Consider the following 12,109-nt stretch of genomic DNA (forward strand, 5'->3'; position numbering starts at 1 on the left):
ATGGGGGTTTTAGTAAGATAGAGGTACTTTCCCAGAACAGCTCAGCCATGCGCCTTGACTTATTTGATCTGCAGCTTTTTTTGAATATTGTAGACAGTGGCAGTCTGACCCGGGGTGCCGAGCGCTCAGCCATTTCCTTGCAGGCAGCCAGTGAACGTATCAAAAAACTGGAACAGCAGTTTACCGTACAGCTGTTTATCCGGCACTCTTCTGGTGTTAGTCTGACCTTAGCCGGACAAGCCTTTGCCGAGCAGGCCACATTGATGATCCAGCAAGGGCGGCATTTACAGCACAGTATGCTACCTTTCTCCAGAAATTTAAGCTGTGAAGTCGCACTCTGGTGTAACTCATCTGCACAAAGTGAGTATCTGCCACAGTTGCTACCCCAGTATCTGGTTGAAAATCCTCAGGTCAGAATCGATCTGAAAGAGGCAGAAAGTAACGATATTATTTATGCATTGGATAAGGGGACGGCGCTCCTGGGCCTGATTTCCAGTTTCTTTCAGGCCCATCAGTTACAGACACTGGAGTTCTCTGATGATCCTTTGGTACTGATCTGCCCCCTAAAGCATGAACTGAGTCATTTTAAAGAATTGGTTCTGGCCGATACGCTCACCCAGCCTTTTGTCGGATTAATGCAGCATCATTCTCTACAGCAGTCAATTGAAACCCAAGCCCAGCTTCTTGGCTGCGCTATCCAGTACCGTTTACGCCTGCCAAATTTTGCAGCCATTGCCCAGGTAGTTGCCAATGGCGTAGGGGTGGCAGTTATGCCTAAACGTGCAGCCATGCGACTAAGTGTTCATTACACCTTCCATCAGATCAAGCTGAATGGTGCTTGGGCCAATCGTAAACTCTTATTGGCCGCACGTAGTTTTGACGAGCTGCCTGTGCCATATCAGCATTTCAGCCAGTTTTTGCTGGCAAAGAAAAGTCAGCTCAGTCTGGGCTAGAGCCAGCCTAACTGGTGTAGCATCATATAACTGCCGAATAAAACCAGACCAATAAAAAACACTTTCCGGAATTTCTGCTCGCTTATCTGATAACGGATTTTAGTACCCAACCACATGCCAATAAGTGCCGGAATCAAGGCAATCATTGATAGAGTATAATCAATCGGTGTATTATCAACCGGGTTTTGATGCAGAAAAATAGCCAGACACAGTGTGGAAACGGTAAAAGCTAACCCCAAGGACTGTACCAGATCATCTTTTTTAAGCTGTAAAGACTGCAAATAAGGGACAACCGGGATGACTACTACCCCAGTTGCTACCGTCAGTGCTCCGCCCAGATATCCTATTGCTGGAGAAAGCCATTTCTCATACGGTGCCAGATTCGGCATATTTTTAGCGCACAGGCCATATAGTCCGTAAAGCGCCAACATAGCCCCTAGTAAAATTTCGCTATGAAACGCCATATCTGTTTCACCCAGGGTTGGAAAAATACTCCATATTGTCCCGGTGACTATTCCCACTAGCATCGGCCAGAAACGTCGGATCAGTCGTACCACATGGCCTTCGGCAAAAAGCTGCCAAAAGTTGGTGACCATGGAAGGTATAATCAATAAGGTAGCCGCCTGAAATGGATTGATCACCAGACTTAGCAATCCCATTGAAACTGCGGGCAGGCCCAGACCAATAGTTCCCTTGATCATTCCCGCTACTGCAAATACACCTATGACATAACCAAGCATTCAACTCATCCCTTTGGGTAGAGCGATTATTTTAAGTAAAGTCAGCAACTTCCAATATCAGGGTTTTATGGAGCAGGCCTCAACAGAAGATTGAGGCCAAATGATATAAGGGACAGAGCGGAAAACTGTTTTAGCCGCCCATGTTATACTTCCATGCGCTTGGGCTGAGTAAAGAATACGTACCATGTTTAGTAACAAAAAAGTAATCTGTTTTGATCTGGATGGAACATTGATCGATTCAGTTGGTATCTGGAATGATATTGATGCCCACCTGATTGAAAGCTTGAGGGGCCAGAACATCTCACTGTCACAGATTCAACAGCAGCGCGACCAGCAACTGAATCTATTCAGGACTCATGCTGATCCATACCTAGAATATTGTGGTTTTTTAAAAGACAGTTATGGTTCTGCTTTATCAAAACAGGAAATCAAAACATTACGTTATACCATCTCCCAGCATTTTCTTGATCAGGTAATACGTTTAAAACCGTATGCCGAGCATTTCATAAAGGAATTACAACAGCAGAATTTTCTGCTGGCCCTCGCCACCACAACCAGTATTCATAATATCCAGCGTTATCAGCAGAATAATCCCAACATTTACCAGAAGATAGATTTTAATACCCAGTTTTCCCTCATTCTTACCCGCGAAAATGTTACGCGCATTAAACCGGATCCTGAAGTTTACCTTAAGACCTTGGCACATTTTCAGATTACAGCCAGTGAATGCCTGATTATTGAAGACTCGCTGGTCGGTGTAGAGGCAGCACATGCGGCTGGCATACAGGTCGTGGCCATATATGATGAACATTCCCAACATGAACAGGATCAAATCCGTCTTAAAGCGGACTATATAGTGCAGGACTATAAAGAATTGTTGGAGGTTCTGAACCAGCAGGCTGTCAGCTCAGTCTGGTCAAAGAAAATATAACTGATATATTACTGCTTGGAACTTACAGCTGTTTTTTTATTCCAGTCGGGTTCAGGTTCTTTGATTAATCCCTCTGCTGATGCTCTGCATCATTTTCAGTTTTATACTTTTCTTCCAATACATTGTTAAAAATACTTTCAATCATCCAGACCCGGTACAGGCTGTTAAAGGTATAGCTCTGCCCATCAATCCGTAATTGCAATACTGGTAAACTAGGTTGGTGCATGTTTTCACAGTGCATATCATTCTTTTCCAGTAATGTCACAACATCCTGTTCACCAAGCTGCTCAATTCCCAGACTATGCTGTAGTTGCATAAAATGCGGTTTATACGACAAATCTTTGCCTTGCGTCCACACTGCTTTGAGTAGAGTGTACATGGTTTCAATACGCTGTTCTTCCGGCACACTATAAAATAATCGTGCCATATTTAAAGTTGCTTCCTGAGTGGGGCGGCAAAATGGCGTAAAAGCAACTTCGGTGCGTTTTGATAGGCGGGTGGCCAGACTCCAGTCAAACCAGTCACGGCCATGGTAACTGAGCGGATAAACCTGCAACTGGATATTATAATAATCTGCCAACTCTTCTTTAATATAAGCCAGCAGTAGCCAGCTAATAGGGTCTTCAAGTGCAATATACAGATCAAGCTCCGGATGCATACTCTGAATATCTGACAGCTCTTCAGCATCACTGAGCAGATGCTCACGCCACTCGATATGATTGATCAGGAAAATCGGATTACCCGTCAGCAGTTTTTGCTGTTTGAGACGGCGGGTTAAACGCAGCAGATCATCAACTGCATGGTATTTTCGTCCACCGAACTCAAAGTAGCTGGACAAGATTGCATTATCTGTAAAGATTCGCTCCGGATAGTCATGCGGCTGTTGATGGCGCTTGGCCATTGCATACAGTGTGCGCAACTTGCCATATTGCTGCTGCCAGAGCATATGAAACACATCCTCAAGCAGATACAGGAAATTACGCCCCTGTAACGGTGTATTACGAAGTATCAGTTCGGCCTGTTGCAAGGCCTCTGCAGTAGGCAGTTCCGGAGTTTCATGAAAGCTAAAACGGTGCTGCTTTGCCAGAATCTGCGCATCATTAACGCAATAGGCCTGCCATTCACTGGCAGTCATGTTATTAGGTGGTTCAGCTGCCCGGCTTGAAATAATAATTTTGAGCGGCTTGATGTCATCACTGAGAATATTGTCGAGCTGGGTCAGCTGCTGTGCAGCCAGATAACTATAGACATCATCCAGCCGCAGATAAATACTCAGCCCCTGATCTGTAGGCAATACCGCCTGCCGGGAAGGTTTTTGATAAAACCAGCTCGATCGGATCGGATCAAACCAACGGCGTAACAGTGACATGTGAGTAGCCTCTAAAAATAAAAAACCCTTGTCTTAATACAAGGGTTTATAACAAGTCAGGACAAAATGTTCAATTACACATCCAGATTTAGATCAGTAACGGCACCCTTGTCTGCGCCTGCTGCCAGTTTAGCAAACTTGGCCAGCGCACCCGAAGTATAATTTGGTTTCGGTTTAACCCAAACGGCTTTACGAGCTGCCATTTCTTCATCTGAAATATGCAGGGTCATCTCACGGGTCTCGGCATTAATCGAAATCCGGTCACCATTTTTGACCAGACCAATCGGTCCACCTTCATAGGCTTCCGGAGTTACATGACCAATTACAAAACCATGACTACCACCCGAGAAGCGGCCATCTGTAATCAGGGCAACTGTCTGGCCCAAGCCCTTACCGATAATGGCAGAGGTTGGCTTGAGCATTTCTGGCATACCGGGTCCACCTTTTGGCCCTTCACCACGGATGACCACAACTTCGCCTTCTTGAACTTCGCCATCCAGAATACCGCGCATAGCTCCAATTTCACCTTCAAATACCCGCGCCGGGCCTTCAAAGTAAAGCCCTTCTTTACCGGTAATTTTTGCCACGGCACCCATAGGAGACAAGTTGCCCTTCAACACTACCAGATGTGAATCCTTTTTGATTGGTGCATCAAACGGCATGATAATCTGCTGACCCTCAGGATAATCTTCTACATCAGCCAAGTTTTCAGCCAGAGTCTTACCAGTTACTGTCATGCAAGAACCATCCAGCATGCCACGGTCCAGCATCCGCTTCATCAGGGGCTGAATGCCTCCGATTTTAATCAGTTCCGACATCAGGTATTTACCTGAAGGGCGTACATCAGCAACGACCGGAATATCCTTGCCAATACGTACGAAGTCATCCAGTGTCAGTTCGACACCGGCAGTATGTGCCATCGCAATCAAATGCAATACACCGTTGGTTGAACCGCCCAGAGCAATCAGAACTTTAATTGAGTTTTCAAATGCCGCCTTGGTCATGATATCGCGAGGCTTGATATCCAGACGTAACAGGTTCATTACTGCTTCGCCAGCACGCGCACAATCGAGCTGTTTGTCACTTGATATAGCTTCTTGCGAAGATGAACCCGGCAAGCTCATGCCAAGCGCCTCAATGGCAGAGGCCATTGAATTTGCGGTATACATTCCACCGCATGATCCCGGACCAGGCAATGCCACTTCTTCAATCTGCTTGACCTGAATTGCACTGATTTCACCTTTGGCATGCTGGCCTACTGCTTCAAAGACCGAAATCATATCAGTGTGACCTTCACCCGGTTGAATCGTACCACCATAAATAAACAGGCCCGGGCGGTTCAGACGGGCAAGTCCCATGATGCATCCCGGCATATTCTTGTCACAGCCACCAATTGCAATTACGCCATCATAAGCCTGACAGCCAACAACAGCTTCAATTGAGTCAGCAATAATTTCGCGGGATACCAGTGAATATTTCATACCTTCAGTACCATTTGAGATACCGTCAGAAATAGTAATGGTATTAAAAATGATTCCTTTACCACCGGCTGTATTCACGCCACTTTCTACTTCACGCGCCAGACCATCAATATGCATATTGCATGGTGTAACATTTGCCCAAGTCGAGGCAATACCAATAAATGGACGGGTAAAATCATCATCATTAAAGCCCACCGCACGCATCATGGAACGTGCCGGCGCATTTTCGATGCCCTCATAAACTGGTGCTGAATGCTCGCGTATATTTTCTTTGCTCATGAAAACTCACTCCGTGGCTTAGGCGATGGCCGTAGCTATGATCGCATCATCTGTATTTTTTAATTGTGATCATTCTATAGAAGCCTCTGTATTTCTTAAAGCTGCAAAGGGCTTTATCTCTCGAATAATCCCGAAAACTTGCATGAATAATTTTTTATTTTTCTATAAAATAAAATTATCAATAAATAGTTTTAAATAAATTTTTGTTCATATATAGCATCCAGTTTGTTCAGGTTACAGCCGGATACGCATCGCTTTTAGGCCTCCAGCCGATTATGCCTTATACTTGAAACAAGTTTATAGCGGATTGCACTTGTGAGAATCATTTTTGCCGGCACCCCTGAATTTGCCGCAGTAGCTTTAAATGCATTATTAAAAACACCTCATGACATTGTGGCGGTTTATACCCAGCCAGACCGCAAGGCAGGTCGCGGCCAGAAATTGACTGCCTCAGCGGTAAAACAGCTGGCACTTGCACATGATCTACCCGTTTTTCAGCCTCTGCATTTTAAAAGCAGTACTGAAGAAGGGCTGGCCGCACAGCAGCAGCTGGCCGCACTTAATGCAGATGTAATGGTGGTGGCGGCTTATGGTCTAATTTTGCCACAAGCTGTTTTAGATACTCCTAAATATGGTTGCTTGAATATTCACGGTTCGCTGCTGCCACGCTGGCGTGGTGCTGCCCCTATTCAGCGCGCTATCGCTACAGGCGATCAGGTTACTGGTGTCACTATTATGAAAATGGCTGCCGGGCTGGATACAGGCGATATGATGCTTAAAACGCTATGTCCGATTCTGGCCAGTGATACCTCGGCAACTCTGCATGATAAACTCGCAGTACAAGGCGCTGAAGCCATCTGTACAGTGCTCGAATCTGAGCAGACCCTGCAACAGGCACTTGCTGATAGTGAAGTCCAGAATGACAGCTTGGCTGTGTATGCCCATAAGCTGAGCAAGGCTGAAGCAGAAATTGACTGGACTCAGGATGCAGTAGCTCTGGACCGCAATATCCGGGCGTTTAATCCGTGGCCGGTAGCATTTTGTCAACTAGATGACCATACTGCGCTGCGTGTCTGGGAATCACGGCTTTCAGACCAGCAAGATACTGCCGCCCAGCCAGGTGAGATTGTTGCGGTCGATAAAAAAGGGGTTCATATAAAGTGCGGTCAGCACACTGTACTTTGCTTGACCAGCCTGCAATGGCCAGGCGGTAAACCGCTGAATGCTGTACAAATTAATCAAACCCAGAAACTGAAGGTTGGGCAAATCCTACAATGAGTTATATTCCCTCTCCCGGTCCAGACCTGAATTTACGTGCACAAGTGGTGCATAGTCTGCTGGCAGTACAACAAGGCCAGTCTCTGTCACTGATCCTGAACCAGCAGCTAAACCAGGTGGCCGACCGTGACCGAGCCTTGTTCCATGAGTTGTTACTAGGTACTTTACGCCAATGGTTCGCCCTCAAGTCACTGGCCCTGCCATTGCTGACCAAGCCCCTGAATAATCCTGTAGTCGAAACCTGCCTGTATTTAGGATTGTATCAGGTACTTTGCACCCGTATTGCGCCACATGCTGCTATTTCGGAAACGGTCACTGCAACTAAACAGCTGGGCTTTCATCCGCTCAGTGGCGTGGTTAATGCCATTTTAAGGCGGGCCACACGGGAAACCGAGCAATTTCAGCACACCCTGAACCAGGCGCATGGTCTGCCAAGCTGGCTGCTTAAACGACTAAATAAAGACTGGCCCGAGCAGATCCAGTCACTCAGCCAGAACCTCAAGCAATCAGCCCCACTGACCCTAAGAGTAAACCAGCGTAAAATCAGTCGTGAAGCCTATCTGGAACAACTGCATAATATACAGATTCAGGCCCATGCCTGCGTTGTATCAGAGGTAGGAATTGTACTGGACCAGAGTATGCCTATCCGTGAACTACCAGGTTATGACGAGGGCTGGTTTTCAGTACAGGATGAACATGCCCAGCTAAGTACCAGCCTTTTGCCCAATCTGAATACCAAAACGGTTATTGATGCCTGTGCAGCGCCTGGCGGGAAAACGGCGCATCTTTTAGAAAAGTACCAACCTGCGCTACTGGTTGCATTAGATCAGGACCCACAGCGTTTAAAACGAATTACAGAGAATCTGCAACGGCTTGACCTTGAAGCTGGTCATGTTCAGATTGAAACAGGCGATGCAACACGCTGGCAGCCTGAACAGCCAGTAGATTGTATTATTTTAGATGCGCCCTGTTCGGCTATTGGGGTCCTGCGCCGGCATCCCGACATCCGGCTGTTGCGTCAGCCCTCAGACATTGCCCAGACTGTCGATCTGCAAAAACGGATTTTGCATCATATGTGGCAACAGCTTAATGTTGGGGGAACTTTGCTTTATATCACCTGCTCGATTTTAAAAGTTGAAAATGAGCAGCAAATGACCCAGTTCTTTATTGAACACAAAGATGCTGTAGAAGACAAGATCCAGGCAGATTGGGGGATTGAGCAGCTCTATGGCCGTCAGCTGCTGCCAGAACCTGGACATGGCGATGGCTTTTATTACTGTAGAATTAAGAAAGTGGCAATTTAAGCCACTTTTTTATTCAGCCACTCTTAACTGATAAATCTGAACAGTACCAGACTTGAAGCCAAAATCGCCATGCCGGATACCAGTCCATATACGGTTTCATGGCCTTGGCTATAACGTTTGGCTGTGGGCAGCAGCTCGTCTAAGGCCAGATAAACCATCACTCCACCAATAATTCCAAAGACAATGCCATAAATTGCATCACTCATGAAAGGCTGCAAAATAAAATAGCCAAGTGCTGCACCTATAGGTTCAGCAAGACCGGAAACAAAGCTTGCACCTAAAGCAAGTTTTTTATTCTGAGTGGCTATATAGACGGGTAAAGCAATGGCTACCCCTTCAGGAATATTATGAATAGCAATTGCAACTGCAAGTGGTGCTCCCAAGGTCGGACTTTCCAATGTGGCAAAAAAAGTTGCCAGACCTTCGGGCAGATTATGGGCAGTAATAGCAAACAGGGTCAGCAGTCCCGTCCGCATCAGCTGCTGCTGATCCAGTCCATGCTCTGTACCTTTTTCTACACTTTCATGCGGGTTAGGAATGAAGTGATCAAGTAGTAATACCAGAATAATGCCCAGCAGCAATGAAAAAGTTCCCAAGGCATAACCGGTTTTAGGGTCAAAAGCACCAGAGAAAGAAGCAATAGATTTATTAAGAATTTCAGTAAGCGAAACGTAAACCATCGCACCGGCTGAAAAGGCCAGACCGAATGATAAAAACCGGAAGCTGGGCTGCCTAAAAAACAGGACCAGCGCTCCGCCAATCACTGTGGCCAGTCCGGCCAATAAAGTGACCAGAAAAGCTGTCAGGACTTCTTGCTGCATGAAGTTATCCATGGTTTGTCCCTTAAAAGTAAAAAGTCATTATCTACAAGAGATAATGACTTTTTTTATAGGCTTTCAGTATTGAAGCAATGTATTTTTATTTAGAGTCTATGTTGGTCATTAATATCGATCTCTTCAGGATGTCGCATCAAGTGAAGAATAGATAAAATTAGACCACCCCATAGAAAGACAATGGAAATGACCAGCATAATAATTGCAGATGTATTCATATCACCTCCTAACGCTGACTGAGCTTAGTAAACAGCAATGCGCCTAGCGCACAGAAAATAATACTGCCCCAGCCAAACCAGACCTGAAGGCTTAAGGAGTAATCACCATAGCCTTTTTGCAGTAAGGCATTTAAAGTCAGTGCCAAAGTTGACAGCAGTACCACTGGAGTAACTACAGTTAGTGTAAGTTCCCAAGTACGGCCCAGTTTAACTGTAGAAATCGAGTTGATGTGAATTTCTAGTTCAGTCATCAGTACACGTTTGAACCAGGAAACGATAATAATTGAAACTAAAGCACCCGACACAATTCCAAGGTTATTAATAAAGTGGTCAATAATATCGACCAGCTTGATGGCATTGACACTTGAGAACAGGAAAATAGATACCGCACCTGTACTGAAACCAATCACACTTACAGCTTTCTTGCGGCTCCAGTTTAACTTGTCCTGCATGGCAGCAATTGGCACTTCCAGAATACTGACCATTGAAGTTACACCAGCTACAAACAGTGAACCAAAGAACAGAATACCAAACAGATCAGCCCCGGCTCCCAGACTTGAAATCAGTTTAGGAAATGCAATAAAGGCCAGTCCGATCCCGCCACTTACTACTTCCTGTACGCTAGTACCGGCCGAGTGAGCCATAAAGCCCAATGCAGCAAATACCCCAATACCAGCTAGAAGCTCAAATGACGAATTGGCAAAACCGACAATAAGACCCGAACCCGTTAAATTGGTTTTTGGCTTTAGATAGGAGGCGTAGGTCACCATAATACCGAAGCCAACAGACAAAGAAAAAAAGATATGACCATAAGCTGCCAGCCAGACCTTATAATCCATCATGGCTTTCCAGTTCGGGGTAAAGAAGGCATTCAAACCATCAGCTGCCCCTGGTAAGCGTAACGCCTGAATCACCAGAATAGTGAATAGCACTACCAGTAAAGGCATAAAGATACGGTTAGAAAGCTCAACTCCTTTTTTTACGCCTCCATAGAGAATAGCCAAAACCAGCGCCCAGACACCCACCAGAGGCCAAAAAAGATGGCTAACAAAAGACATATCAAAATTGCTGGCTTCTGAAGTTCTCAGGAAGGTTTTGAAGAAGAAAGCCTCCGGGTCATTCCCCCATATTTGTCCCATAGAGAAAAATATATAACTACCCGCCCAGGTGAGCACTCCTGCATAGTACAAAGCAATAATGATACATACACACACCTGCCACCAGCCCAGTGATTCAGCAGGTTTAAACAGTTTTTTATAAGCCTTAGGCGGTGCGCCATTGCTTCGGTGCCCGACGGCATAGTCCAGAAATAGCAGGGGTAATCCTGCTGTTAATAAAGCAATAAGATAGGGAATTAAAAATGCACCACCGCCATTTTCATAGGCAACATAGGGAAAGCGCCAAATATTTCCCAACCCCACGGCTGAACCGATGGCCGCAATAATAAAACCTGATCGCGCGGACCAATTTTCACGAGTATCTGTCATAAAACACCTAAATCTTAGGTTTCTTTTAATGCTGCTTTTTTTTGGGATAATAACGCAAGCAAAAAAAGTATCCTGAATAAATCTTCCTTGTTTGAACTTAGGTCAGCCTTTTGAGCTGTATGTCTAATTCACAAACCTGCAAAGTCAGAAAGGCCTGCTTAAAGCCGAATCTGGAGTTTTGCTTTTTTATGAAGAAACAATACCTGTTTTTGTTTTACTTTGCTGTAATTTCTACAGTCACATTTTTAAATCTTTCGTCTATTCATCCTTCACTTGTTTTAATTTCAATTATTTAGAAAAATAATTTATAAAGTACAGTCTTATATGGTCCTAAAAATTATAAAAATCTTATTAAAAATTTTCTGTTTTATCCAATATAACCCAATATTTTTCTCTTGCTGACTCTACATTTAAATATAAGTCATCAAATAAAGTTTGCTATATGATGCGCTCTATTACCCGTAGAAATAGTAAAAAAACACTTTTTACTGCTCCGGTTTTTAATTTGCTTTTTCATCATTATAAAAGGGACCTTATGAAGTTTTTTCAATATTCAGGTATTGCATTAATGGTCAGCCTAGCCCAGCTTAGCCATGCAGATATCATTGGTGCAAAAGCCGGTATAGATTACTGGTTCTATGATGGCCAGCTCAACCGCAACCAACAGAACCTTAATGATCAGGACCTTGACCAAAAAGGTAGCCCTCAGCTGTCGCTTTCTATTGAACATCCTGTACCGTTGATACCGAATGCCAAACTTAAATATGTTAATTTAAACAGTCAGACAGAAAATGAGCTTGCCGGTGTACCATTACATGAAGTAGATCTAGATCAGACTGATGCTATTTTATATTACGAGATACTCGACAATATTATCAGTGCTGATGTCGGTGTGGGAGCACGTTTTCTTGATGGTAAAATTTCTTCTGTAGGGCTAAATACCCTCGACATTGATGAGACCTACCCGGTACTTTATGGTCTGGTGCAGGCCAAACTTCCCTTTACTGGTCTAAGTGCTCAGGCAGAAGGTATTTATACTAACGTTAATGATGCCAAAATAACTGATCTACAAGCTGAAATAAAATATAACGTAATTGACAGTCTGCTCGTTGATTTAGGTGCAAAAGTTGGCTACCGTAGTTTGAGTATCGACCTGGATGACTATGAAGATAATGATCTGAAATTCGAGTTCAAAGGTCCATATCTAGGATTAGAAGCACATTTTTAACAAGAACA

General features: G+C 44.6%; 11 protein-coding genes. 5 read left to right on the forward strand and 6 right to left on the reverse strand.

Annotation, left to right across the window (positions count from 1 at the left end):
• The first annotated feature begins 47 nt into the window (after positions 1 to 47).
• Positions 48 to 953, forward strand: a complete 906-nt coding sequence (locus ACRAD_RS14070; protein WP_005017641.1) for a LysR substrate-binding domain-containing protein — start codon at positions 48 to 50, stop codon at positions 951 to 953.
• Here the strand turns inward: ACRAD_RS14070 and ACRAD_RS14075 are convergent.
• Positions 950 to 1,693: a sulfite exporter TauE/SafE family protein gene (locus tag ACRAD_RS14075; RefSeq protein ID WP_005023901.1), complete on the reverse strand. Its 744-nt coding sequence runs from the start codon at positions 1,691 to 1,693 to the stop codon at positions 950 to 952. The two genes, ACRAD_RS14070 and ACRAD_RS14075, sit on opposite strands and share 4 nt — an antisense overlap.
• A gap of 184 nt (positions 1,694 to 1,877) precedes the next feature.
• Between ACRAD_RS14075 and ACRAD_RS14080 the strand changes: the two genes are divergently transcribed.
• Positions 1,878 to 2,624, forward strand: coding sequence for an HAD family hydrolase (locus ACRAD_RS14080; RefSeq protein WP_005023898.1), 747 nt, complete (start codon positions 1,878 to 1,880; stop codon positions 2,622 to 2,624).
• 64 nt (positions 2,625 to 2,688) lie between these two features.
• Here ACRAD_RS14080 and ACRAD_RS14085 read toward each other — a convergent pair whose 3' ends face one another.
• On the reverse strand, positions 2,689 to 3,993 hold the full coding sequence (locus tag ACRAD_RS14085; protein WP_005023895.1) for a hypothetical protein: 1,305 nt from the start codon (positions 3,991 to 3,993) through the stop codon (positions 2,689 to 2,691).
• Between the two features lie 74 nt (positions 3,994 to 4,067).
• The gene (gene ilvD, locus ACRAD_RS14090) at positions 4,068 to 5,753 is read right to left on the reverse strand and encodes a dihydroxy-acid dehydratase (RefSeq protein ID WP_005023893.1); all 1,686 of its coding nucleotides are present in this window, start codon (positions 5,751 to 5,753) and stop codon (positions 4,068 to 4,070) included.
• Between the two features lie 315 nt (positions 5,754 to 6,068).
• Between ilvD and fmt the strand changes: the two genes are divergently transcribed.
• Positions 6,069 to 7,031, forward strand: a complete 963-nt coding sequence (gene fmt, locus ACRAD_RS14095; protein WP_005023891.1) for a methionyl-tRNA formyltransferase — start codon at positions 6,069 to 6,071, stop codon at positions 7,029 to 7,031.
• Positions 7,028 to 8,335, forward strand: coding sequence for a 16S rRNA (cytosine(967)-C(5))-methyltransferase RsmB (gene rsmB, locus ACRAD_RS14100; RefSeq protein WP_005023889.1), 1,308 nt, complete (start codon positions 7,028 to 7,030; stop codon positions 8,333 to 8,335). Before fmt ends, rsmB begins: the two co-directional genes overlap by 4 nt.
• Before the next feature lie 23 nt (positions 8,336 to 8,358).
• Here the strand turns inward: rsmB and zupT are convergent, their stop codons facing one another.
• The 3 genes from zupT to ACRAD_RS14115 form a co-directional block, all read right to left on the reverse strand.
• Positions 8,359 to 9,168 (reverse strand): zinc transporter ZupT, encoded by an 810-nt coding sequence (zupT, locus tag ACRAD_RS14105; RefSeq protein ID WP_005023887.1) that lies wholly within the window; start codon positions 9,166 to 9,168, stop codon positions 8,359 to 8,361.
• Positions 9,169 to 9,257: 89 nt separating this feature from the next.
• Positions 9,258 to 9,386, reverse strand: coding sequence for a methionine/alanine import family NSS transporter small subunit (locus tag ACRAD_RS14110; protein WP_005017618.1), 129 nt, complete (start codon positions 9,384 to 9,386; stop codon positions 9,258 to 9,260).
• An 8-nt stretch (positions 9,387 to 9,394) separates the two neighbouring features.
• On the reverse strand, positions 9,395 to 10,873 hold the full coding sequence (locus ACRAD_RS14115; RefSeq protein ID WP_005017616.1) for a sodium-dependent transporter: 1,479 nt from the start codon (positions 10,871 to 10,873) through the stop codon (positions 9,395 to 9,397).
• A gap of 535 nt (positions 10,874 to 11,408) precedes the next feature.
• Here ACRAD_RS14115 and ACRAD_RS14120 point away from each other — a divergent pair.
• Positions 11,409 to 12,101, forward strand: coding sequence for a TIGR04219 family outer membrane beta-barrel protein (locus ACRAD_RS14120; RefSeq protein ID WP_005023885.1), 693 nt, complete (start codon positions 11,409 to 11,411; stop codon positions 12,099 to 12,101).
• Positions 12,102 to 12,109 lie beyond the last annotated feature (8 nt).

Origin of the sequence: Acinetobacter radioresistens DSM 6976 = NBRC 102413 = CIP 103788 (assembly GCF_006757745.1) — a bacterium.
Lineage (GTDB): Bacteria > Pseudomonadota > Gammaproteobacteria > Pseudomonadales > Moraxellaceae > Acinetobacter > Acinetobacter radioresistens.